The organism is Flavobacteriales bacterium, from assembly GCA_016699575.1.
Lineage (GTDB): Bacteria > Bacteroidota > Bacteroidia > Flavobacteriales_F > PHOS-HE28 > PHOS-HE28.
Genome location: CP064979.1, coordinates 915,268 through 941,129 on the forward strand (window position 1 = coordinate 915,268; position 25,862 = coordinate 941,129).

The following is a 25,862-nucleotide window of genomic DNA, read 5'->3' on the forward strand; positions in this document are numbered from 1 at the left end:
GCGGTGATGCGAGCATTCACCATTGCAGCGGCCCTGCTGGCAGGACACCTAGCCTGCCAGCACGGTTTGGCGCAATCAGGCCTCAACAACCTTTGGTTGGGGGGGTTCGGAAGTTCGGCTGGACCGCCTTTTGGTGGTACTAACATCGACTTCTTTTCGGGAGCGGCCGACATAACATACATCAACCGCGAAATGGACTTCCGCCGGGCTACGGCAAACATCACTGACAGTTCCGGTCAGTTGTTGTTCGTAACCAACGGCTACTACATCGCCGATGCATCGGGTGATACCATGCTAAATGGAACTGGGATCAACCCCAGCTTTTATACCCAGCAATTCCCGGATGGTCTTCATCTGTCCCAGAGCCATCTGATCCTCCCGAAACCGGGTACAGCAGGGCTGCACTATATGTTTCACGGTAGCTACGACGACCCCAACCTGGGCGCTGCTATGTACCTGTACCTCTCCCAGATCGACATAAGCTTGAATGGAGGTTTGGGTGGCGTAGTGAGCAAGAACCAAGTGCTGATCCAAGACACCTTGAACGTTGGCAAGATCACTGCCGTGAAGCACGCTAATGGACGAGATTGGTGGGTCTTTTGCCATAAGATCAACACTGATGTGTTTTTCAGACTGCTTGTCACCCCGTATGGGGTTGGACCGCATGAGGCGCAAGCCATAGGTATTGTGCGTCCCATGGACGGGGGGCAAGTTTGTTTTTCACCAGACGGAAGCCGTTTCGCTTATTACTGGGGCGAACATGACTTGGACATCTTCAACTTTGATCGGTGTACTGGCCTGTTAGCCGACCACGTTCATATCGATATCGAAGACGAGAACGCGATCGGGGGAGTTGCATTTTCACCGAGCAGCGAGGTGCTCTATGTTTCGTCCGTTGAGGACGTCTACCAGTACGACATGCTCGCCGCAGACATCGAAGCGAGCATGGTGCATGTGGCTGAATGGGACAGCTTCTATTCACCCTCCACCGTTCGCTACCCTGTTCGATCTAGCGCAACTGGCACCAGACGGCAAGATCTACATAGCCACTGGCAACAGCACGGATCGATTGCATGTGATCAATAACCCGGATCAGCTTGGTGTGGCGTGCGATATCGTGCAGCATGGGGTTGTATTGCCGTCATACTTCATGGATAGTTGCCCCAACCACCCCAACTACCACTTGGGCCCCTTGCTCGGCAGCCCGTGCGATACGCTTGGGCTGGGCGTGGCGGAGAAGCCGCCGCCGCTTAGCATAGGGGTTCATCCGAATCCGTCGGCGGGTTCGTTCACGGTTACCTACCCGGCGCAAGCGGTGGTGGGAACATTGGAGGTACGGGACGTGGCGGGAAGGTTGGTGCTGGAGGAGCGGTTGCCACAGTGGAGCCAAGTGCATACGGTGGAGTTGGAGGGTGCCGCTGCGGGCATCTACCACGCTACCTTGGCTTGGGGCGGTAAACGAAGCACAACACGGATAGCGATCACTGGACCATGAGACGGATCTTCATCAGTGCTGCATGGTTGCTGACAGCCGCGGTGGCGCAGGCGCAAGCACCGGAGGCGAAGCCACCCTGCAATGCCACCACGCTTGCTGTGCTGAAAGCCAACCGCCCGGCCACCCCGAGCGAGGAACAGTGGTTGCGCATGATGGAGCGACAGGCCAACCACAGCTTGTTTCCATTGCGGATCGCACAAGCTATGTCCGATACCTTGGACATGCGGGAACTGGACATGCGGTTCCAGTATGCCACGGTCGCGGAGGTCGGATCGCTCCTGCTTGGCCCGGCGGCACCGCAGCTAAACCAGCAGGCCAAGTAAAACCCTGCCGATCAGGGAGCTACGGTAGTTCCAGGACATAGTTCCGCCGCATATCCCTGGCTCCTATATTTGCCGCCCGTTCCGGGAATGGCCCGGTACGATAGACACCCGGAAGGACATGTACCTGACCACCGAAACGAAACGCGAGATCTTCAAGAAGCACGGCGGCGACGCCAAGAACACCGGCGGCAGCGAAAGCCAGATCGCCCTGTTCACTGAGCGCATCAACCACCTCACCGAGCACTTGAAGGTGAACAAGAAGGACCACGCCACGGAAAAGAGCCTGGTGCGCCTGGTAGGCCAGCGCAAGCAGTTGCTCAACTACCTGAAGATGTACAACATCGACCGGTACCGTGCCATCGTCAGCACGCTCGGCCTGCGCAAGTAAGCCGATGCTGTCCGGCTCTCGGGCAGCGCACCATACATACGATCAAGGGGGCAATGGCGGCAACGTCCATTGCCCTTTTTGCTAAGAAAGGACGTACGGGCGGATGATCATCCGCCCCAACAAAGAGAAACCCTCCATAACCAACCGCTCCGGAAAGGCCGGGGCATAAATCGTACGGGCGGGAATTTCCCGCCCCGACCTAAAAACCATGAGACCACAAGGGATCACCAAGACCATCGACCTGGGCGATGGCAAAGCCATCACCATCGAAACCGGTGTGCTGGCCAAACAAGCCGACGGTGCTGTTACCGTTCGCCTCGGCGACACCATCCTGCTCGCCACCGTAGTGGCCACCAAGGAGGCCCGCGAGGGCATCGACTTCCTGCCCCTGCAGGTGGAATACCGCGAGAAGTTCAGCGCTGCCGGCCGTTTCCCGGGCGGCTTCTTCAAGCGCGAAGCACGCCCCAGCGACCACGAGACCCTGACCAGCCGACTGGTTGACCGCGCGCTGCGGCCGCTTTTCCCGGATGATTTCCACGGCGACACGCAAGTGGTGGTGTCGTTGATGAGCAGCGACAAGAAGAACCAGAGCGACTCCATCGCCTGCCTGGCCGCCGCGGCCGCGTTGGCCGTGAGCGACATCCCCTTCGGTGGCCCCGTGAGCGAGATCCGCGTGACCCGCGTGAACGGCAAGTTCATCCTGAACCCCACATGGGAGGAAGCCGCAGGCAACGACATGGACCTGATCGTGGCCGGCACGCTCACCGACATCCTGATGGTGGAAGGTGAGATGAAGGAGATCCAGGAAGCGGACATGATCGCTGCCATCAAGGTGGCGCATGATGCGATCAAGGTGCACTGCCAGGCGCTGAACGAACTGAGCGCCATGGTGCCCAAGAGCCAGGTGAAGCGCACCTACAACCACGAGAACAACGATGCGGCCATCGGCCAGTTGATCCACGACTTCTGCTACCAGAAGTACTACGACATCGCGTTGGTGCCCAGCGCCAAGGAAGAGCGTTCGGCCAATTTCGCCGCTGTAAAGGAGGCCTGCCTGGCCACCTTGGCCGACGAGCAGAAGACCGACAAGGCCATGCTGGCGCGCTTCTTCAAGAAGACCCAGAAGAAGGCCGTGCGCAACGTGGTGCTCGACAAGGGCATCCGCCTCGACGGCCGCAAGACCACGGACATCCGCCCCATCTGGAGCGAGATCGACATGCTGCCCGGCACGCACGGCAGTGCCATTTTCACCCGTGGTGAAACGCAGGCCATCAACACCGTTACGCTCGGTAGTTCGATGGACGAGCAGACCATCGACCTGGCCACCAAGAAGGGCAGCGAGAACTTCATGCTGCACTACAACTTCCCCAGCTTCAGCACGGGCGAAGTGAAGCCGATCCGCGGCCCCGGCCGTCGCGAAGTGGGCCACGGCAATCTGGCCCTGCGCGCACTGAAGCCGGTGATCCCGCCAGCACCGGAGAACCCGTACACGATCCGCCTGAACTGCGACATCCTGGAGAGCAACGGCTCCAGTTCGATGGCCACGGTGTGCAGCGGCACACTGGCACTGATGGACGCCGGCATCAAGATCACGGCGCCCGTAAGCGGCATTGCCATGGGCATGATCAGCGACGGCAAACGCCACGCGATCCTGAGCGACATCCTGGGCGACGAGGACTTCCTCGGCGATATGGATTTCAAAGTGACGGGCACTGCCAAGGGCATCACCGCCACGCAAATGGACATGAAGGTGGACGGCCTGCCCTACGAAGTGCTGGCGCAAGCACTGGAACAAGCGCGCCAAGGCCGCATGCACATCCTGGGCGAAATGCTCAAGACCATTGAGACACCGCGCGCCGACTACAAGCCGCACGCCCCGCGCATCGTCACCTTCGACGTGCCCAAGGAGAGCATCGGGCCCATCATCGGCCCGGGCGGCCGCGTGATCCAGGAGATCCAAGCCGAGACCGGTGCAGTGGTTTCCATCGACGAGGTGGACGGCCGCGGAATCGTGGAGATCAGCAGCGAGAACAAAGCGAGCATCGACGCCGCCGTGGCACGCATCCGCGCCATCGCGTTCCCGCCGCAAGCCGAGATCGGTGTCACCTACAAGGGCAAGGTGAAGACCTTGATGCCGTACGGCGCCTTCGTGGAGATCTTCCCGGGCACCGACGGTCTGTTGCACGTGAGCGAACTCGACTGGAAGCGCGTGGAGCGCGTGGAGGACGTCCTGAAAGAGGGCGAGCTGATCGAGTTCCAAGTGACCGGTAAGGACCCCCGCAGTGGCAAGCTGAAGTTGAGCCGCCGCGTGCTGTTGCCCAAGCCCGAAGGCTATGTGGAGCGCGAACCTGCAATGGAAGGTGAACGCCGCGAACGCCGTGATGATCGCCCCCGCCGCGAGTTCCGTGATCGTGGCCCACGTCGTGACGACCGCCCACGCCGTGACGACCATGGTCCGGCACCTGATCAAAACTGAGGATCGAACAACGAAGATGGAAGGTCGCCGGAAGGCGGCCTTCCTCGTTTTCCGGCCTGGCCTCGCCGGTCGATGATCCGCGCTGGGAGCGGGGATCGTAGATGCACTTGTGGTTCCGGTAACCCGTCGGGCGTTGCCACCGTTCAAAGCCCCGGCTAAAAATCCCCAGTACCGCACATGGCACGTATGAGGCAGTTGAAGATCGTGAAGCAGGTCACGAACCGCGACACACCGTCGTTGGACAAGTACCTGACGGAGATAGGCAAGGTGAAGTTGATCACGGCTGCCGAGGAAGTCGAGCTGGCGCAACGCATCAAACGCGGCGACCACACCGCACTGGAAGCGCTCACCAAAGCCAACCTTCGTTTCGTGGTATCGGTGGCCAAACAATACCAAGGCCAGGGCCTCACCCTGCCCGACCTCATCAGCGAAGGCAACCTCGGTCTCATCAAAGCGGCCACCCGCTTCGACGAGACGCGCGGTTTCAAGTTCATCAGCTATGCCGTGTGGTGGATCCGCCAACAGATCCTCCAGAGCCTGGCCGAGCAAGCACGCATCGTGCGCCTACCCCTCAACAAGATCGGCTCCATCAACCGCATCAACAAGGCCTTCGCCAAGTTGGAGCAGGAGCACGAACGCGCACCAACGGCCGCCGAACTGGCTGAGGTGCTGGAGATGACCCTCGAAGAGGTGAAGACCAGCCTCAACAACAGTGGCCGCCACGTGAGCATGGACGCCCCCTTGCGCGAGGGAGACGACAGCGGCACCATGCACGACGTGATGAAGAACGGCGACGTGCCCGATCCGGAAGAGGCCCTCATGAGCGACAGCCTGAAAACGGAGATCGAACGCTCATTGGATGCGCTCACCAGCCGCGAAGCCGATGTCATCCGCCTCTACTTCGGATTGAAGGGCAACCAGCCCCACACGCTGGAAGAGATCGGCCAGAAGTTCGAACTGACGCGCGAACGTGTGCGCCAGATCAAGGAGAAGGCCATCCGCCGATTGAAGCACCAGGGACGCAGCCGCACCTTGAAGGCGTACCTAGGTTAGGAACAAGCACCATCAGAGAAGCCGATCGCCGGGCCCGTAAGCCTGGAGGTCGGCTTCGATCATTGGTGCCCGTCCTCGCAGGTACATTCGCGGCCGATGCCGCACATCATAGCCCCTTCACTCCTCTCCGCCGACTTCGCCGACCTGAAAAGCGCCGTGCAGATGGTGGAGGAAAGCCCTGCGCCTTGGCTGCATCTGGACGTGATGGACGGCGTTTTCGTTCCCAACATCAGTTTCGGGCTGCCGGTGATCAAGGCCATCCGCAAGTACAGCAAGAAGGTCTTCGATGTCCACTTGATGATCGTGCGGCCCGACCAGTACATCAATGCCTTCCGCGACGCCGGGGCCGATGTGCTGACCGTTCACCTGGAAGCTTGCACGCATCTGCACCGGAGCATCCAAGCCATCAAAGCGGCCGGCATGAAAGCAGGTGTGGCCATCAACCCGCACACACCTGCCAGCGCGCTCGAGGAAGTGCTCGGCGAGGCGGACCTGATCTGCGTTATGAGCGTGAACCCTGGCTTCGGTGGGCAGTCGTTCATCGAGGGCACGTACGCCAAGTTGAAGCGCTTGGAGGAGATGAAAGCCGCGCAGCGCTCCAGTGTGTTACTGGAAATAGATGGTGGCGTGGGCACCGGCAACGTGACCAAATTATTGGAGCACGGCGCTAACGTGCTGGTGGCCGGCAACAGTGTGTTCGGCGCGCCTGATCCCAAGAAGGCCATCGCCGACCTGAGCGCCGTTCGTTCCTGAAGATCGGCCGTTCCCCGATCGGCGCTGCACACGGCCTGGCCGATGGGCGTCGAAAGCGCAGGTACCTTCGTCCTCGGCCCTGACGCAACTTCTTCAACGCGTGCTGCACACCACACTCGAACGATCGGCAACGCCCACCGTGGAAAGCACCGTCCTTTCCTGCGCTGAGCGTGCGATCATCCGCGCCCTCATCTATTTCGACCTTTTCAAGCATCCGTTGCGGCGCGATGAGATCATGGCGTTCAGCTCCCTGCACGAAGGACCATCAGGAGACCTTGATCGTGCTCTGGTGAACCTGTTGACCAAGGGACTGGTCGCAGAAGCCGACGGCCACTACGCTCTCAGCCGCACCGGTGAACTTGCCTCCAGGCGAATGTGTTTCTCGGAGCGTGCACAAAGCCGCATGGCCAAGGCGCACCGCAACTCGAAGCTCATCGGCTCTTTCCCGTTCGTGCGGGCCGTTATGCTCAGCGGCAGCATCAGCAAAGGCGTTTTGGACGAGCAGGGAGACATCGACTACTTCATCATCACCGCACCACGCCGGTTGTGGGTGGCGCGCACGCTGCTCGTGCTGTACAAGAAGCTCTTCCTCCTGAACAGCCGTCGCGATTTCTGCGTGAACTACTTCATCGACACGGACCACGTGGCCATTGAGGACCGCAACATCTTCACGGCCACCGAGGTGGTTACGCTCATCCCCACTTACGGGCCGGACGTGTGCAGGGAATTTTTCGACGCGAACGGATGGGCATTCGAGCGGTTCCCGAACATGCCGCGGGAGCGGAACCTGCCGCACCACGCGCCCCCCCGACAGCGCCAGGTCATCTCCGAGCGTTTGCTGTGCGGCTCTTTGGGCGAGTGGCTTGACGACGCGTTCATGCGCCTGACCTACATCCGCTGGAAGCGCAAGTTCAGCGGTATGGATGCGCGCAATTTCGAACACGCGCTCCGCACGCGGAAGTACGTGAGCAAGCACCATCCGCAGGGTTTCCAACAGCGGGTGCTCAAAGCACTGCAGGAAAGGATCCGCCAGTTCGAGCGGGAGCATGGCCTCTCACTTGCCTGAGCCATGAAGGTGCTACTGGCCAACGCCTACTACTACCGCTTGGACCCCAAGCAGTGGCGCGATGCCCGGCCCTACCCTCCGCTCGGCACGCTCCAAGCAGCGGCCAACCTCCGCAGCCTGCACGAGGTCCGCGTGTTCGATGCTTGCCTGCGGCACTCTCCGGAGGAACTGGCCACGGAAGTCGACCAGTGGAAGCCGGACGTACTGGCCATCTATGACGACGGGTTCAATTACCTGACCAAGATGTGCCTGACGGTGATGCGCGAAGCATGCATGCGCATGATCGCCATAGGCAAAGAGCACGGCTGCAAAGTGTTGGTGAACAGTAGCGACAGCACGGACCACTATCACGATTACCTGGCTGCCGGCGCCGATGCGGTGATCATGGGCGAGGGCGACGCCGCATTGAACGATGTGATCGCGGCATGGAGCAATGGCACCGCTGACCTGTCGAGCATTTCAGGACTCGCGTTGAAGGGTTCTGGTGGTCCAACGTTCACCACCAAACGACCTGTGCTACGCGACCTGGATGCATTGCCAATGCCGGCATGGGACCTGATGGACGTGGCGCCCTACCGTTCCATCTGGCGCGGGTCGCAGGGCCGCTTCAGCATGAACGTGGCCACCACGCGCGGTTGCCCCTTCAAATGCAACTGGTGCGCGAAACCGATCTATGGCAACCGGTACAACAGCCGCAGTCCGGCCCATGTGGCGGACGAGATCGCATGGCTTCACGAACATCATCACCCGGACCACCTCTGGTTCTGTGACGACATCTTCGGATTGAAGCCGGGGTGGGCCCAACGGTTCAGCGAGGAGCTTGACCAGCGCGGGGTGCGCATCCCTTTCAAGATCCAAAGCCGCGTGGACCTGCTGCTGGAGGAAGGTGCTGTGAAGGCGTTGGCTGCGGCTGGGCTTGAAGAGGTATGGGTAGGGGCCGAAAGTGGCAGCCAAAAGATCCTGGACGCCATGGACAAAGGCACCACCGTGCAGCAGATCGGCGATGCGACGCGTCTATTGCGCAAACACAGCATCCGCGTGGGCTTCTTCCTCCAATTCGGGTACTTGGGCGAAACGGACGCCGACATCGACGCTACGCTCGGCATGGTGGAAGAGCTGCAGCCGGACGACATCGGCATCAGTGTGAGCTACCCACTACCGGGCACCCCCTTCTTCGAAAAGGTGAAGGACCAGCTCGGCAGCAAACAGAATTGGACCGACAGCGACGAGTTGGCACTGATGTTCCGCAACACGCACCGGCCCGCCTTCTACAAACGACTGCACCGGTACGTGCACAAGCGCTTCCGTCGGCGGCAAGCCCTCAACGAATGGCGCAACATCCTGCGCGCCCCTCTGCGTAAGAGGCCCGATCTTCGCCGCGCTGCCAGCGCCGCCTACTACCTGCCCGCTGCTGCGCTCGACAAGATCCGTTTACAACAACTCCGTTCCAGGGAAAGCCGACCATGAAAGCCGTCTTCGATCCGCTGGCCCCGTCGTACGACAGGGAGTTCACGCACAGCCGCATAGGGCTGTTGCAGCGGCAAGCCGTGTGGGACCATTTGTCGCCGTTGTTGCTGGCTTCGCGCGGCATGGAGATCCTGGAACTGAACTGCGGCACCGGCGCCGATGCGATCTTCATGGCACGGCACGGACACCATGTGTTGGCCACGGATATCAGCGGCGAGATGCTGCGTGTGGCGGACGAGCGGATCCTGCAGCACGGCATGGAGGATCGCGTGACAACGCAACAACTTGCGTTCGACGATCTGCGCGGGCGTTTCGAAGCCGACCAGTTCGACATGGTGTTCAGCGACTTCGGCGGCTTGAACTGCATTGATGCGAACGATCTGGCCGCGCTTTGCGACCCAATAGCCGATGCGCTTCGGCCGAAGGGAAGACTTGTCGCGGTTATCATGCCGGACCGCTGCATGGCGGAATCGGGATACTTCCTCATGAAGGGGAATTGGAACGAGGCCTTCCGCCGTGGGCGCCACGAACCACTGTGGGCGAGCCTAAGCGGAAGTGGTGTGATGACCTGGTACCACTCGCCGAAGAACGTCGCGCGCCTCTTCAACCACCGTTTCCGTGTGGTGAACGTGAAACCGATCGGCTTCTTCGTGCCGCCGAGCTACTTGGAACCCTTCTTCGCGCAGCGACCGAACACCCTGCGACGGTTGAACGCGTTGGACGAGCTGATAAACGACTGGCGCTGGACGGCCCGCTATGCCGACCACTACCTCATCGACCTGGAACGCAGGCCGTGAAGGTTTTCCTCACGCACGGGTATTTCATCCACGAGGATGCGCGCGAACTGCGCATCATGAAGCCCTACCCGCCGCTGGGATCGCTCTATGTGGCTGCACACCTGCGCAATTGCGGGCATGAGGTGAAGGTGTACGACAGCACCTTCGGAAGTCGCGCTGGTCTGCTGGAACAGCTCCGGATGTTCCGACCGGAATGCGTCGCGATCTACGTTAACCTGATGACGCGGGCCAATGTGGTGAGCTTGATGAAGGAGATCAGGAAAACCGCAGGGCTTGAACACGTTCCCATCGTCCTCGGTGGTCCTGAAACGCGCAATCACGCAGCGAACTTCCTTGCGTCGGGGGCAACCGCCTGCGTGGTGGGTGAAGGTGAGCGCACGGCCGAGGAACTGATGGCCGCCATCGGCAACGGAGCGCCCCTGAGCAGCGTTGACGGCATTGCCTACCGCGAGCAGGACGGCGCCGTGGTCTTCACAAAAGAGCGGGACAAGCTGAAAGAAGTGGACGCTTTGCCGCTGCCTGCGCGCGACCTCATCGACCTGGACCATTATCAGCGCGCTTGGAAGGAACGCCACGGGTACAGCGCATTGAACGTGAGCACCATGCGCGGCTGTCCGTACACATGCAAGTGGTGCAGCCGCGCCGTGTACGGCCTTAGCTACCGGCGCCGCTCACCGGTCTGCGTGGTGGATGAGCTTGAACACGTGCGGAACATCTATGCACCAGACCGCATCTGGTTCGTGGACGACGTGTTCACCATCAGCCATAAGTGGTTGCTCGGATTCGCGGAAGAGTTGGAGCGACGAGGCTTGGTGATCTCCTACGAGTGCATCACCAGGGCCGACCGGATGAACTCGGAAGCCATCTCGTTGCTGAAACGCAGTGGCTGCGTGCAGGTGTGGATCGGTGCGGAGAGCGGGAGCCAGCGCATCATCGACGCCATGGACCGCCGCGTTGACGTAGCCCAAGTACGTGAAATGCTGCGCGAGAGCAAACGCGCGGGCATCGGCACGGGCACCTTCATCATGCTGGGCTACCCCGGCGAAACGGAGGCCGACATCAGGGAAACCGTGCACCATCTGAAAGTGAGCGACCCTGACCAGTTCACCATCACGGTGGCCTACCCCATTGCAGGCACCGAGCTCCACGCCGAGGTGCGCGAGGACATGACCAACTCCCCTGACTGGGGCACCACCAGCGACCGCGATCAGGACTTCCGCAGAAGCTATGCCCGGTGCTACTACCCGCACGCCGTGCGCTACGTGACGCACACCGTGCACGCCCATCAGCAGTGGCGCAAGGGCAGGCCGCTGAGCGCCGCAAAGCACGGGGCGCGCGCACTGTGGGGCCGGGTGGGCATGTTGTTCAAGAAATAAGCCCCGGACGAGGGCCCGCGCCCGCCGCGCCATACTTCATTTGTCGCCGAACAAATACGCACCATGCGCCGATCGCTGATCTCCCTTCTCGCCTTCACCTCCCTGACCGGTTTTGCCCAAACGCACGACTGCGCTGCGCACCGTATCACGCAACAACGCTTGGCAGAGCTCGGTGCCAGCGCGCGCATAGCCGACCACCTGCCCAACGCCTTTCCGAAGGGCGGGGGAAACCCGGTGATCCCCGTGGTGGTGCACGTGGTTTGGAACACGGCCGCCGAGAACATCAGCGACGGAACGATCACCGCGATGATCGCACAGATGAACCTTGACTACAGTGAGCAGAACAGCGACGTGGGAAATGTCCGCGCAGACTTCGCCGGTGTGGTGACCAATACGGGCATCCAATTCTGCCTGGCCAGCGTGGACCCGAACGGCAACCCGACCACGGGCATTGTCCGGAAGAACACAACGGAAACATGGTTCGACCCGGACACCGAGACGAACGACATGAAGTACAACCCCCAGGGCAGCCCTGCATGGGACCCGGACAGCTACCTGAACATCTGGGTGTGCGACATCAGCAGCGGCCAAGGTGGCGGCGGTGTAACCACGGGGTATGCCTACCTGCCCGTTGGCGGCATCGTAGGCACCGGTGATGACGGCATCGTCCTGGACTTCGACTACGCCTTCAATCCGGGTGCGCGCACTGCAACCCACGAAGCGGGCCACTACCTCGGCCTTCAACACCCTTGGGGCGACAATGGTGGGTGCGTGGACGACGATGGTTTCGCCGATACGCCGGACACGGACGGCCCGACCTTCAGTTGTTTCCCCACGAACCAAATGAGCTGCAGCGTGCTCACGCAGTACGAGAACTTCATGGACTATGCGGATTGCAGCCTGATGTTCACCGATGATCAAGGCGCGTACATGAACGGCATCATCAATGGAACGCGTAGCACACTGCTGGCCAGCGGTGGCTGTGGTGGCAGCACGGGCACAGGTCCATGCATTCCTACCTCAACAAGCGGCACCAACTTCGGCGACTATGTGAGCGGTGTGGTGCTGGAGACCATCAGCAATACGGGGACCGGGGGTACAGGCACGCCCACCTACGTGGACTACACCAACCTGAGCACCACTTTGGAGCGCGGTGCCACCTACAGCATCGATGTTACCAGTGGCAACTACAACCAGAACATCCTTGGCGCGTGGATCGACTACGACGGCAACGACACGTTCGGCGCAGGCGAGGAGCTAGGTAGCGGATTAACAGCCAGCACCTTCGAGACCCTCACCTTCACCTTCACCGTGCCAGCGAACGCGGCACTGGGCAGCACCTACCTGCGCGCTCGGTGCGTGTTCCCTGGCAACGGTCAGATCACTACCGCTGACCCTTGCTACAACTTCGTTTACGGAGAAACCGAGGATTACACGGTGGTCATCACGGACGCCCAGAGCGGCCCCTGCATACCAACCTCCACCAACGGCACCAACTTTGGCGACTTCGTTAACGGCGTGATCCTTAACACCATCAGCAACACGAACAGCGGCAGCACGGGCGGCCCAACCTACCAGGACTATACCTCTCAATTGACCCAACTCGGGAGGGGCGCCACCTACGACATTCTGGTGCAAAGCGGCGATTTCGAGGAGGATCTGATGGGGGTCTGGTTGGACTTCAACGGCGACGATCAATTCGACACGAACGAGCTCATCGAGGATTGGGTGACCACTGCGGAGTTCGAGAACCATGTGGCCAACTTCACCGTGCCGAACAACGCCGCACTCGGCATTACCACGCTGCGAGTACGTTGCATGTACCCCGGCAACGGCCAGATCACCACCAGCGCCCCCTGCTACAACTACGACTTCGGTGAAACGGAGGACTATTCGGTGCTCATCGACCTGAGCACGGGGATCAATGCAGCGGGCACCTCATTGGGGGTGGCCTACGGTGCCGGCGATGTGCACATTTCTTGGGATGGCAACGGGGCTTCAGTGCGTGTATTGGACGGCGCCGGCCGGATCGCACTGGCCACTACCACGACCACGAACCGTTGGACCGCGGCGTTCGGCAGCCTCGCTCCCGGTCTCTATGTTGTGGAGGTCGCAACCGCTGAAACCACCATGGTGGGCAAGGTCATTATGCATTGATGGGCACTTTGCCATGGTTCGGGCCTGCGGTTACCGCGATCCGTCGAACCATGGCTTGAAGCCGGTAACACCGACGTGGACGGGGCGTAGAGATGGTCAACGACGACCGTCATGCGCCCCGTTCCTGTGTTCACCCGTCTCCTGCCGCTGGTCTTGCTTTCAGTGCCTGTTCAGGAGGCATTCACACAATCGAGCGGTCTTGGGTTGAAGGCCGGTGGCCAGATGAACACGGCCAGTGCCAATGGCACCCGGGCCCGGCCCATGTTCGGAGGTATGCTCGGTCTTTACGGGACGATCTACGGTGGGGCGGCCTTCGAGATACAGCCCGAACTGCTGGTGAGCATGCATGGCCGCGTGCTCAAGGACAACAATAATGGCTACGCAGCTTTGCGGCTGTACTATGCGCAGCTGCCCATTACGCTGAAGTACTTCTTCGGCAACACGTTCAACGTTCAAGGCGGGCCGCAGATCGGCAAGCTGATCGGTGCTGCGCAACTGGGCGACACCACCACCAATGTGCTGCCCGATGTGAACCCTTGGGACATGGGTTTCAACCTCGGGCTTGCCGCCGACATGCACAGCGGCTGGGACTTCACACTACGGTATTACAACGGCCTCAGCTCCGTCATCCTGAACGAGGGTGCGCTGTTGCCTGTGCACCGTAGTACCCAGATCAGCGTGGGCTACCGCTTCAAGCAATGGCGGCACAAGTCGCGCCGGGGCCGGGTGCGGCATTGACACGTCCACCTGGTCCGGTTCAGAAGTCGGCGGTACCCAGCGGTCCTGGACCCGAGGGTAACACCACTTTTGGTGTACCCAGCGGTCCTCATGCTTTTCCAGCGCATTGCCAAGCATGCTGCAGAACGTCCCATGTCCGTGGCGCTCTCGGCGCCCGGGCGCGAGCCCCTGTTGTACCGCGATGTACCCGCCGTTCTGGAAGGACTGCGCCAATGGACAGCGGACAAGGGTTGTGCCCAAGGAGATGTGGTCGGGTTGGTGATGCCGAACGGGCCTGAAATGGCACTGACCTTACTGGGGTGCTCCATGCATTGCACGGTCGCCCCCATCGATCCGGCATTCGGCGCCACGGAAGTGAAGGCCGTGCTCCAACGCGTGGGTGCACGTGCCGTGGTGGTCGCGGCACGCGCACGAAGCCCCATGGACGCGGCTGCACAGCTGGGCTTACCAGCATTGGCCACCCCGCTTGCGGAGATAGGTCCCATCGGCAGGAGCAACGATCTCGCCTTGCGGACGAACCGCATATCCCCGGTATCCCCGGACCATGTGATGATCATGCTGCAGACCAGCGGCACCACGGGGCAGCCGAAACGGGTCCCGCTGCGCATGGCCAACATCGGCGGTCAAGCCTGCAACATGAGCGATAGCATGGGCCTTGCGCCGACGGACAGCGGGTTGGTGATGATGCCGCTCTTCCACATGCACGGCTTCTCTTGCATCACGGCCGGCCTGTGGAGCGGTGGGCGGAGCATTTGTACGCCAGGTTACGACCCATCGCGCTTCTTCAACTGGTTGTTGGAACAAAGGCCCACTTGGTACAGTGCGGTCCCCACCGTGCACGCCGATATCTGCCAGGTGCTCGAGCGCGAGCCAGCGCGTGCCAAGGGCCACGCGCTGAAGTTCGTGCGCTCGTTGAGCGCAGCGCTGCCCGCGGAAGTGCGCCAATGCACGGAACAGCACTTGGGCGTGGCCATCGTGGAGCACTACGGTCTGAGCGAAGCGCTCAGTCCCCTTACCATCAAAGAAGCCACGAGCGCACCCGGTGCGGTGGGCAAACCCTACCGTTGCGTGATCATCATTGCCGATGAACAGGGCGCGCCGTTGGCGTCCGGCCAGGAAGGTGAAGTGCTGGTGCGGGGCGATGTGGTGATCAAGAGGTATGCCGAAGATGAAACCGTGAATGCCGCGAGCTTCCACAATGACTGGTTGCGCACCGGAGATCTTGGCAGGCTGGACGCCAACGGCAACTTGTACATGACGGGTCGGATCAAGGAAGTCATCAACCGCGGTGGTGAAAAGATCAGTCCGCACGAAGTGGAGAGCGTTGTGGCAGCCTATCCTGGTATCAAGCAAGTGGCCGTTTTCGGTGTTGCGCACAGTACGCTCGGAGAGGATGTGGCCATGGCCTACACGGTCAACGGAACCTCAGTGGCCGAAAGCGACCTGCGGCGATGGCTGCAATCCCACCTGGCCCCGCACAAGGTTCCCAAGCGTTTCGTGCGGGTGGACAACCTGCCAACAACGGCAACGGGCAAGATCAAGCGGGCCCAGATGGCTGCTCTTTTAGGCCTGAGCGCTTCACCGGCTTTGGCCCAGCCCGAAGCACGCATCAACTATGAGGAGATACCGACCACCATTCCCGAACACGCCCGGCACGTAATACCGGAGCGGTCCCCGACCAAGCACTTGGAGCAGGCCGTGGCAATGCTCTGGGCACAGGTCCTGCGTCGGGAACGGATCTACCTCGACGATGATTTCTTCGCCCTTGGCGGCGATAGTCTCACAGGTGTTCGCCTATGCAGCCAGCTCAATGATCTGCATGGCTACGATGTGAGCCTTTCGCACCTCTTCCGAGCACCGACCTTGGCGCAATTCGTGGCGCTGCTCGGCAGCCAGGGCAGGCAAGCCCGCTGGACCAACCTGGCACCCATCCGCATGCACGGCGCGCTCACACCGTTCGTATGCATCCACGGCGACGAAGGCAACTACAACCTCCCGCGTTATCTGAGGGCCGACCGGCCTTTCATCGGCTTCATGCACCAAGGCGAGGACGGCCGTGGCATGAAATACAAGAGCATACCGGCCATAGCGCAGCACTACGTGGATGAGCTCACCTCTGCCCTTCCCCACGGGCCGTACATCCTGTCCGGGTTCAGCATGGGCGGCATCATTGCCTTCGAGATGGCGCAGATCCTGAGGCGCATGAACCTGCAGGTAGCTCTGCTGACGATCATCGATACGCGCGGCCCGCGTTTCCCTTGGTGGCGCTATGCACCGAGGACGAAAGTGGCCGACACCAAGGGGACCATTCTCCGTCCACGCTGCGAGGCCTTTCTCCGTCGGGGGGAACCCATCCCTTACTCCCTGCGGAACTTCTACATCATCAATACCTATAGGAGGGCCATGGCGCGCTACAAAGCCCGCCCCTATGCGGGTGATGTGCTACTGATCCGCAGCAGCCAGCGCACTGGAAAAGAACCCACGGGCTGGAACGGCCTCTTCGCCGGCAAGCTGTTTTTTGAGGTCAGCGAGGGTGCGCACCTTACCATGCTGCGCGAACCGAACGTGCGTGAGTTCGCCGGGCTGCTGGAAAAACAGCTCAAGAGCAAGGGGCTCTGAAGCCCGTGAAGCGGCTTGTGCGTTCCTTCGCGGCATGGCAGGCAAACGTGTGGTTGCGATCCTTGGAGGTGGCCAGCTCGGCCGCATGTTCCTGGAGAACGCCCTGCGGTACAACGCCGAAGTGCACGTGCTGGATCCCGATGCGGAGTGCCCGTGCGCTGGTCTGGCAACACGTTTCGCTCAAGGCCGGTTCGACGACACCGCGACGGTGATCGAATTCGCCAGGTCCGCCGATGTGGTCGGCATCGAGATAGAACATGTCTCGGTCGAAGCGTTGGAGGTAATGAAAGCACAAGGAAAAACGGTCGTCCCCGACCCTGATGTACTGCGTATCATCAAGGACAAGGGCTTGCAGAAGGAGTTCTATCGCAGGCACGGCATCCCCACGGAAGAATTCGCGCTCCTTGATGACAAGTCGCAGATAGGGCAACACGCGCACCTGCTCCCCGCCTTCCTGAAATCGCGCACCGGCGGTTACGATGGCAAGGGCGTGATGCCGATCAATGCTGTGGATGAGGCTGCAAGCGCGTTCACCGGACCGATCGTGCTGGAGAAGCGGACGGACATTGCGTTGGAACTGGCCGTTACCGTAGTGCGTTCCGTGAAAGGGGCCCATGCCATCTACGATCCAGTGGAGATGGTGTTCGATCCGCGCTTCAACCTTGTAGATCACTTACGCTCGCCCGCACGCATTGATGCAGCCACGGAAGCAGCAGCGAAGCAGCTGGCGCTTCAAGTGGCCGAAGCCTTTGGCGCGCCGGGCATCTACGCCGTGGAAATGTTCCTGACCACGAGCGGACACCTTCTGGTGAACGAAACCGCGCCACGCGCGCACAACAGCGGGCACCACACCATTGAAGCGTGCATGAGCAGCCAGTTCGATCAGCTCCTCCGGGTGTACATGGGATGGCCGTTGGGTGATACCGCACTCCGTGGCCACGCCGCCATGATCAACCTTGTGGGTGAAGGCGGTACGGGGCCCATGGAAGTCAAAGGCCTCGATGACGTGCTGCACGTCGGTGGAACGTTCCTGCACCTGTACGGCAAGAAGGAAACGCGCACCGGCAGGAAGATGGGGCACGTGACCGTGGTGGCCGGTTCCGATGCGGCGCTCGACCAAGCCATAGCTGTCACCAAGGTGCATTGCCGGGTGCAACCCGCCTAGCGTTCGGCCGTCCGGGCCGGCATCCATCCGGTTCCTGGTCATGCGGTCACGTCCGCCAAACCCACGGTAGAGGGTAGCTTCGCGCCCTTCCCCACGGCCAAGGCCGGGAAGTGGCGACCGATGACGAAGGAAAGCAGTACGATAAGCCGGAAAGCGGCCGTGGCGGAGGCCGCCCGGCCCAAGGGCATCATCCGCGTGGAAGGTGCACGGGTCCACAACCTGAAGAACATCTCGGTGGATATCCCGCGGGGCAAGCTCACCGTGGTTACCGGCCTCAGCGGAAGCGGAAAGAGCAGCCTTGCGTTCGACACGCTGTACGCTGAAGGCCAGCGCAGGTACGTGGAGAGCCTCAGCAGCTACGCGCGCCAGTTCATGGGCCGCTTGGAGAAACCCGATGTGGACCGGATCCTGGGCATCAGCCCGGCCATTGCCATCGAGCAGAAGGTAGTGGCCAGCAATCCGCGCAGTACAGTGGGCACCAGTACGGAGATCTACGATCACCTGAAGTTGCTCTTCGCCCGGGTGGGGCGCACCTTCTCCCCCATCAGCGGGCGCGAAGTGAAACGTCACACCGTGGCCGATGTGGTTGCTGCGGTGAACGGTTTCGACTACGGAACGCCCGTGCTCATCATGTGCCCTGTGCAGCCGCCTGCGGGCCGCAAACTGCCGGAACACCTGGACGTGTTGCAACAACAGGGCTTCGCCCGCGTGTTCGGACCGGGCGGCGTGAAGCGCATCGACGAGCTGCTGGCCAACAAGAAGATCGATGCCGGTCCGTGGGACCTCGTCATCGACCGTGTGAACGCCACACCCGGTGATGAAGAGAACGAGAGCCGTATTGCGGACAGTGCCGAGACCGCCTTCCACGAAGGACTGGGCGAGCTCAAGGTCTTCGGTGAAGTGAGCAGCAAGCCGACCGAGTTCACCTTCAGCGACAAGTTCGAACTGGACGGCATGAAGTTCGAAGAGCCGAGCACCAACCTCTTCAGCTTCAACGACCCCGTAGGCGCATGCCCCAAATGCGAAGGGTTCGGCAGCATCATCGGTATTGATGCCGATCTGGTGATCCCGAACAAAGCCCTGGGCGTCTACGACGACTGCGTAGCCGCCTGGAAAGGGGAAAAGCTGAGCGAGTGGCGCGACGCGTTCATCGCCAAAGCCGAGGGATTCCCCATCCACCGTCCTTACAGGGAACTGACCAAGGAACAGCAAGCGCTCCTGTGGCACGGTGGCAAGGGCGTCAAAGGCATCGATCAGTTCTTCCAGTACTGCGAGGAGAAGAGCTACAAGATCCAATACCGCGTGCTCATCAGCCGTTACCGGGGCAAGACGACCTGCACGAGCTGCAATGGCGAACGCTTGCGCCGCCCGGCGACCTACGTGAAGATCGCGGGGCGCTACGTCGCCGAATTGACCCGCATGCCGGTGAAGGACTTGCTGGAGTTCTTCCACGGCCTTGAGCTGAGCGTCGCCGAACAGAAGATCGCGGAGCGTTTGCTGAAGGAGATCACCAACCGTTTGGGCTACCTGTGCGATGTTGGGCTGGGGTACCTGACCCTCGACCGCCGCAGCAACACGCTCAGTGGCGGCGAAACGCAGCGCATCGACCTGGCCACATCGCTCGGAAGCAGCTTGGTGGGCAGCATGTACATCCTGGACGAGCCGAGCATCGGCCTGCACTCGCGCGACACGCAACGGCTCATCCATGTGCTGCTGAAACTGCGCGACCTCGGCAACACGGTGATCGTGGTGGAGCACGATGAAGAGGTGATGCGTGCGGCGGACCACATCATTGATATGGGACCCGAGGCCGGTACGCACGGCGGTCGCGTGGTCTTCAGCGGGCCGCACGCTGATCTGATCACCAGCGACAGCCTCACGGCGAAATACCTGACCGGTCGCGAACGCATTCCTGTGCCAACACGGCGGCGACCGGTCAAGGACATCATCGAGATCACCGGCGCCGGGGAGAACAACCTCAAGGGCATCGACGTCAAGTTCCCGCTGAACGTGCTGTGTTGCGTGACCGGGGTGAGCGGCAGCGGCAAGACGACCTTGGTGAAGCGCATCCTGCACCCGGCGCTGCGCCGTCATCTGGAGGGTTTCAGCGAAAGGCCCGGCGAGCACGGCGAACTGCGCGGCGACCTCCATCGCATCCAAGCCGTGGAGATGATCGACCAGAACCCGATCGGGCGTTCATCGCGGAGCAACCCCGTCACCTACGTGAAGGCCTGGGACGAGATCCGGCAGCTGTACAGCGAGATCGACGTGGCCAAAGTGCGCGGCTACAAGCCGAGCCACTTCAGCTTCAATGTGGACGGTGGCCGCTGCGAAGTGTGCCAGGGCGAGGGCGAGGTGCACATCGAAATGCAGTTCATGGCGGACATCAGCCTAACCTGCGAGGCATGCCACGGCAAGCGATTCCGCGAGGAGATGCTCGATGTGAAATTCGACGGGCGCGACGTTGCGCAGGTCTTGGACATGACGGTGGACGATGCCGTGGATTTCTTCGGCAAGCACGCCAGCACCGTGCATGCGGCCATGCGCGTGGTGAACAAGCTGGTGCCGCTCAAGGAAGTCGGCCTCGGGTACGTGAAACTGGGCCAGAGCAGCAGCACCCTCAGCGGTGGCGAGGCACAGCGTATCAAACTGGCGAGCTTCCTCACCAAGGGCCAGGACGAGCGGCCCACCGTGTTCATCTTCGACGAGCCGACCACCGGCCTGCACTTCCACGACGTGGCGAAGCTTCTCGCGGCACTGAACGCGCTCATCGCCAACGGTCACAGCGTCATCACCATCGAGCACAACGCCGAGGTGATCAAATGCGCCGATCATATCATCGACCTTGGGCCCGAAGGCGGCGAAGCTGGCGGCAACGTCGTGTTCACCGGCACGCCGGAAGAACTGGTGAAGCACAAAGGGTCCTACACGGGGAAGGCCGTCAGGCTGAACTGATCAGGCCACCGCCCTCTGCATCGACCCTGGTGTGGTGGACCCTTCACAAGGTGCTGCCCACCACGTGCACGTATCCCTCATCCTTGCCTTCAACAACCCCGCCATTGCAAGGGATGCTGTACTCCAGGAGATAGAAGTACACCCCATCGGTCACTGGCTTGTTCGCGTCGTTGCGGCCGTTCCATGGCCGGTAGCTGCCGGAGGTCTCGTACATCTTCATGCCCCAGCGGTCCCACACCTTCAGCGTCACGTGGTCCCGGGCATTGGCGATCGGGAAGAACGTATCGTTGACACCGTCGCCGTTCGGACTGAAGATGTTGGGTGCTGAAACCAACGCCGAAACATCCGGGGCGGTTTGTATGACAACTTGTTGCTGATAGGTGTCCGAGAGCGAGCAATTGGGGTCGTAGATCGAAAGCTGGATCGTGTAGTTGCCCGGCCCACTGTATGCATAACTCGTCTGTGGACCTTGCAGGCTGGTCCCATCCCCCATGTCCCATGTGTAGGTGGCACCAGCAGGCGCATCGCTCCCATCGATGATCTGCACCTCGGCCTGGGCGCATGGATCCGGGGCGATGACCTGGAACAAGGCGTTCAAGGGATCGGCCAGTTGCAAAGTGACTTCTTGGGTGGCCGTATCGGTCCCGCACGGTCCATCGACAATGAGCTGGATATCGTAGGTGCCGGGCTCGTCGTAAGTGTGGGTCGGGTCGGAGGTGGTGTAGGTTGTGCCATCCCCCATGTCCCACTGGTAGGTGACAAGCCCCGTTGCGCTCTGGTTATCGACCTCGATGGACAAGGAGCAGCCCACGGGTCCCACGATATCCACATCGAAAGCCGCCAGGTCCACCGCTGCATTGAAGAGCTGCACATCGTCCAAAACCAGTTCGGTGCAGGTGGAACAAATGTGGCCCCAGTTCGTGAACTTGAAGGTGTGCGATGCACTGTTGGCCAGGAAGGTGATGGCGTAGCGCGTTCCGACCTCGCCCACGTCCGCTCCATGGGACTGCAGCATCATGGTGCCGAAGCCGATGTCCAGACCGAACAGACCATCGTTGAAGAAAGCCCCGAAGTCCTCCCCACCGCACCAGAACTCCAACGTGTAAACCGAGCCGACCGTCAGACCGCCCACGGTCTGTTCGATGCTCACTCCGGTGGCTCCACCGTAGTCCGACCCGTTGTACGGGTAACCTGCTGGAACTCCAACCGTGTAGCAACCGCTGTCGGTCAGGCAACTGATGTCCTCCATGTTGTTGCTGCATGTATTGCAGAAAGCATTGCCCAAATAGACCGCAGACGTTCCTTCCGGAACCAACCAGGTGCCCGTGGACACGATCTGGGCATAGGTGTTGGCACCACCACCGCTCACCATCCAATCCGTCACGTCACAGGTGTACCACAAGGAGGTCGGGCATATCAAGCCACCGCCACCCCCACAGGACGACAACTCCATGTTGCCGTTGGTGATCAGATTGGGGAATCCGGTATTGAGCGGTTCGTTCTGATCGAAGCAGCTGATGCAGATCACCTGCGCACAGGAAGTAAAAGCTGCGAGCATCAGCCCAGGAATGAGCATGGTCCTGATAGCGGCGGAAGTTGCCATGTGGAAGTGGTTGGTGGTGTGATCGGTCCGCGCTTGCGTCATGATACGAAGATCGGCCGGTTGCGAACGGGAGACGCCGCAAACACCAAAACTGTTGCTTGCGGCGTGCGCTGAACACTTGCGAAAAAACGTCGGCGCATCACATGGTGCTGCCCACCACGTGAACATATCCCTCCTCCTTGCCTTCGATCCGCTCGCCCGTGCACGGAATGCTGTATTCCAGGATGTAGAAGTACACGCCGTCCGGAACCGGCTTGTTCCCGGGTGTGCGGCCGTTCCAAGGTCTGTAGGCGCCAGCCGTCTCGAACATCTTCATGCCCCAACGGTTCCACACCTTCAAGGTCACGTTGCTGCCCGCACCATCGATCGGGAAAAAAGTGTCGTTGTAGCCGTCCTGGTTCGGACTGAAGATGTTGGGCACCAGGATGCCGTTGCCCACCAGCGGGCTGGCCAGTACCGGTAAGTTCAGCGTGAACGTGTCGTCCTCATCGCACAGCGGATCGTAGGCCGTGAGCGTGATCGTATAAGTGCCCTGCTGACCATAGGTGTGCGTGACTTCCGTGCCCGACAGCACCGTACCATCACCCATGTCCCATGTGTACACAAGTCCGGCGGGTCCGGTGCTCATGTTCTGCGTGCTCACGATGAAGCCGGAACATTGGTCCACTTGAACGACCGAGAACAGGGCCTCGATGCCAGCTGGCTCCGTAACCGTGACGGGAATGGTGGTGCTGTCCGTACCGCCGCAGGTATTGTCCGTAACGGTGAGCGTGATGTCGTACGTGCCCGGCCCCGCGTACGTGTGGGTAACGTTCGTGGTGGTGTAGGTGGCCCCATCGCCCATGTTCCACAGATAGGTATTGTTCGGACCGGTGGAGTTGTTCACCGTAACGACCATATAGGGTTCGCAGCCGCCAGCTTGTGAAACGGTGAACTCGGGCTCCACAGGTTGGGCCGTACCGATCACGACCAACAAGGTGGCAGTGTCGGCAAGATTGCACGAGGCGGGGTCGATGGCGATGAGCGTGACGATGTACGTACCAGGGTCCTGGTACACATGGCTCGGGTCATCCACTGTGCTCGTGGGTGAGCCATCACCGAAGTCCCATTCGATGGTGGCGTATTGCCCAACGGCATCGAAATCGATGGTGGCCGGAGCACACCCGGTGTTGCTGCTTGCACTGATGTTCGCGTTCACACCGCTCTGCTCGAAATCGATCTTGAACACGCCAACGTCCCAGCCACCGGGCTGTGTGCTGCTGAAGGCAGTGCCAGTGGTCGGGAAGCCACCGCTGGTACAAACAGCTTGGTAAACCACTCCATCCGGGTCGAAACGGCTCGTTCCGCCGTCAACATGGCTTGCACCTTCATAATAGGTGGCGTAGAGCAGGCCGGTCATGTCGAGGTCGTAAACGGCCAAATAGAAGCCCCCGCTGTTGTACAACGCGTTCGGCGAAACCACCATTCCCGTGCTTACTGAGTACCCACTGATGTATATGTGGTTGCAGTGGTCCACGAGAAAAGCCACAGGGACGATGCCGCCGAATCCGCCACCACTTCCGGCGACGACCGTTTGGCAAACCACTGCGGACAAGTCCGGCTCGAATTGCGCCACGAATGCGGGTCCGCTGGTTTCCGAATAGGTACCCACGGGCTGGACCGTGATACCACCATCGGTCTGTCCGTAGATGTAAACGTCATCTTCATCGTCCAACTGAAGGAAGAACGGATCGTCGTTCTGCGCCCCGCCCCAATAGGTGGCATTCACCACAGTGGCACCGTCGTTGAGCATGTGCACCAGGAACGCATCATGGCCTCCTGCGTTGGCCGCTTGCAGGGCTCCGGCAGTGGCCGTCAGTCCATTGCCGCTCGTGCCTGCGCTCACGTAAACATGGCCATTGCTGGCCACCTTCACACCGAAGCACATATCGTCTGCATTGGACCCGATGATGGTTGACCAATTGAGGCTGCTCAAGTTGTTGTTCAAGCTCAAGAGCACACCGTCCTGTTGCCCGCCTTGGTACACGGTCTGGTATGCACCGGGCGTGGTCGGGAAGCCTGCGCCCTGCGTGCACGTGGCCAACAGGATATTGCCAGCGGCATCGCTGATCACTTCGCCGCGGAAACGATCGTCGTAGTTGTTCGTGATGACATTGCGCCCATCGCCCGCAGGGCCGCCCAAATAGGTCGATCCCACCAAAGCGGATCCATCCACGGTCAATTTGGTGACCACCACATCATCCTGTCCCCCGAAAGAGGATTGGACCGCATTGGCCGTTACAGGATAATCAGAGGATTCCGTGCTCCCGAACACGGTGAGCTCACCGGCCGGTGTTACCACCATGCTGTGCGGGTACTCGCTCGCGGTTCCTCCCAAATAAGTCGCGTAGAGCAAGGTGCTTCCGTCCGGCGAAAGTTTGCTTACGGCGATGTCCACACCGAAACCGCCATTGGCGTAAGTGACATCGAACGCTCCCGGCGTTGCCGGGTATCCTTGCCCGAAGCAGCGAGCCCCGGTGTAAATGTTACCGAGGTTGTCGTACGTCGCACTGTGTCCATAGTTCTGGGTAGTACCAATGTCCCCTGTGCCGCTCAGTGTGCTCGCAATAAGCACCGGATCGATGACGATGGGCCGCTGCATGTTCGTGCCCGGGCCGAACGCGAAACCGACCGTACCGTTCTGCAACGTGAAGCGGCAATCGATCTTCTCATGATCACCGTCCGCATACCAAGCCACCGGTGCCATCTCCAGCAGGTCGCTCACACTGGTGCGCAGCACCAATCTGCCCGCTTCGTCTTTCGCAAGCGCATCAAGGCCCTCGTATCTGAACCTCACGTTGGCCGCATCGGCGTTCGCTTCGAGCATTACATCGTACTTGAAGGCGCCTTTTTCACTGTGCAGCTTAAGGTCGATCCCCGGCCAGACGTCTTCATAAAGCACTTCACCGAAAACCCCGACGTGTCCCGCCCACTTGCGGGGATCGTTGCCCAGGAAGTAGTTGAGGTAGGTGGTGCTCCGGTCGAAGGACGTAACGGCCGGGTCCCCGTTGGCATCCACGAACAACATACGCCACGCGTGACCATGCAACTTGAAGTCCGCCTGTGCCTTCGAATCCGCATGCAGGAGGTCGTGCACCCGTTCGCCCGCGTCCGCTTGCAACATGCTCCACGTGATCCCGTCCGGCTCGGCGAACATGCTAGCAGTACCGAACTCCGCGCGGAATTTCACGTGCTGGGGCCACTGGCCTTTGTTCTCCACGAAGCGTTGGGCGGGCCGCGCCGGAGAGGCATGCGCGTGAGCATCCGGGCCTTGGGCGTTCATTTGGGCCCATAGGCCGAAAGCGATCGCCATTAGTGCTGTGCGTTCCATGTTGTTGCAGATGAAAAGAAGACGCCTCGTCATTGTACCACGTTGCTCGCAGGAGCGCGCC

Annotated in this window: 18 protein-coding genes; 16 read left to right on the plus strand and 2 right to left on the minus strand. The window is 60.8% G+C overall.

The window, feature by feature from the left end:
* The first annotated feature begins 6 nt into the window (after positions 1-6).
* The 16 genes from IPJ76_03860 (at position 7) to uvrA (ending at position 20,828) form a co-directional block, all read left to right on the plus strand.
* Complete coding sequence (locus IPJ76_03860; protein QQR87370.1) at positions 7-1,086, plus strand: hypothetical protein; 1,080 nt, start codon at positions 7-9, stop codon at positions 1,084-1,086.
* A complete protein-coding gene (locus IPJ76_03865) occupies positions 1,076-1,495 on the plus strand; it encodes a T9SS type A sorting domain-containing protein (protein ID QQR87371.1) in 420 nt (139 codons plus the stop codon). Before IPJ76_03860 ends, IPJ76_03865 begins: the two co-directional genes overlap by 11 nt.
* On the plus strand, positions 1,492-1,818 hold the full coding sequence (locus IPJ76_03870) for a hypothetical protein (protein ID QQR87372.1): 327 nt from the start codon (positions 1,492-1,494) through the stop codon (positions 1,816-1,818). Before IPJ76_03865 ends, IPJ76_03870 begins: the two co-directional genes overlap by 4 nt.
* A gap of 118 nt (positions 1,819-1,936) precedes the next feature.
* Positions 1,937-2,206 carry a 30S ribosomal protein S15 gene (rpsO, locus tag IPJ76_03875; GenBank protein ID QQR87373.1) on the plus strand — a complete coding sequence of 90 codons (270 nt, stop codon included), beginning with the start codon at positions 1,937-1,939 and terminating at the stop codon, positions 2,204-2,206.
* A gap of 208 nt (positions 2,207-2,414) precedes the next feature.
* Complete coding sequence (locus IPJ76_03880) at positions 2,415-4,682, plus strand: polyribonucleotide nucleotidyltransferase (GenBank protein ID QQR87374.1); 2,268 nt, start codon at positions 2,415-2,417, stop codon at positions 4,680-4,682.
* 186 nt (positions 4,683-4,868) lie between these two features.
* Positions 4,869-5,735: an RNA polymerase sigma factor RpoD/SigA gene (locus tag IPJ76_03885; GenBank protein QQR88389.1), complete on the plus strand. Its 867-nt coding sequence runs from the start codon at positions 4,869-4,871 to the stop codon at positions 5,733-5,735.
* A 96-nt stretch (positions 5,736-5,831) separates the two neighbouring features.
* Entirely contained in the window at positions 5,832-6,488 is a 657-nt protein-coding gene (locus tag IPJ76_03890) for a ribulose-phosphate 3-epimerase (protein QQR87375.1), read from the plus strand.
* Between the two features lie 100 nt (positions 6,489-6,588).
* Complete coding sequence (locus IPJ76_03895) at positions 6,589-7,554, plus strand: nucleotidyltransferase domain-containing protein (GenBank protein ID QQR87376.1); 966 nt, start codon at positions 6,589-6,591, stop codon at positions 7,552-7,554.
* A 3-nt stretch (positions 7,555-7,557) separates the two neighbouring features.
* Complete coding sequence (locus tag IPJ76_03900) at positions 7,558-9,021, plus strand: radical SAM protein (GenBank protein ID QQR87377.1); 1,464 nt, start codon at positions 7,558-7,560, stop codon at positions 9,019-9,021.
* Positions 9,018-9,818: a class I SAM-dependent methyltransferase gene (locus IPJ76_03905; protein ID QQR87378.1), complete on the plus strand. Its 801-nt coding sequence runs from the start codon at positions 9,018-9,020 to the stop codon at positions 9,816-9,818. Before IPJ76_03900 ends, IPJ76_03905 begins: the two co-directional genes overlap by 4 nt.
* Positions 9,815-11,194 (plus strand): radical SAM protein, encoded by a 1,380-nt coding sequence (locus IPJ76_03910; GenBank protein ID QQR87379.1) that lies wholly within the window; start codon positions 9,815-9,817, stop codon positions 11,192-11,194. Before IPJ76_03905 ends, IPJ76_03910 begins: the two co-directional genes overlap by 4 nt.
* Positions 11,195-11,257: 63 nt before the next feature.
* Positions 11,258-13,351, plus strand: coding sequence for a hypothetical protein (locus tag IPJ76_03915; GenBank protein ID QQR87380.1), 2,094 nt, complete (start codon positions 11,258-11,260; stop codon positions 13,349-13,351).
* A gap of 111 nt (positions 13,352-13,462) precedes the next feature.
* Positions 13,463-14,089, plus strand: coding sequence for a PorT family protein (locus IPJ76_03920; protein ID QQR87381.1), 627 nt, complete (start codon positions 13,463-13,465; stop codon positions 14,087-14,089).
* A 72-nt stretch (positions 14,090-14,161) separates the two neighbouring features.
* Positions 14,162-16,708, plus strand: a complete 2,547-nt coding sequence (locus tag IPJ76_03925; protein QQR87382.1) for an AMP-binding protein — start codon at positions 14,162-14,164, stop codon at positions 16,706-16,708.
* Positions 16,709-16,742: 34 nt separating this feature from the next.
* On the plus strand, positions 16,743-17,873 hold the full coding sequence (locus IPJ76_03930; GenBank protein ID QQR87383.1) for a 5-(carboxyamino)imidazole ribonucleotide synthase: 1,131 nt from the start codon (positions 16,743-16,745) through the stop codon (positions 17,871-17,873).
* A gap of 120 nt (positions 17,874-17,993) precedes the next feature.
* Complete coding sequence (gene uvrA, locus IPJ76_03935; GenBank protein QQR87384.1) at positions 17,994-20,828, plus strand: excinuclease ABC subunit UvrA; 2,835 nt, start codon at positions 17,994-17,996, stop codon at positions 20,826-20,828.
* Positions 20,829-20,871: 43 nt separating this feature from the next.
* Here uvrA and IPJ76_03940 read toward each other — a convergent pair whose 3' ends face one another.
* The gene (locus IPJ76_03940) at positions 20,872-22,473 is read right to left on the minus strand and encodes a PKD domain-containing protein (GenBank protein QQR87385.1); all 1,602 of its coding nucleotides are present in this window, start codon (positions 22,471-22,473) and stop codon (positions 20,872-20,874) included.
* Between the two features lie 97 nt (positions 22,474-22,570).
* Entirely contained in the window at positions 22,571-25,801 is a 3,231-nt protein-coding gene (locus IPJ76_03945; protein QQR87386.1) for a PKD domain-containing protein, read from the minus strand.
* Positions 25,802-25,862 lie beyond the last annotated feature (61 nt).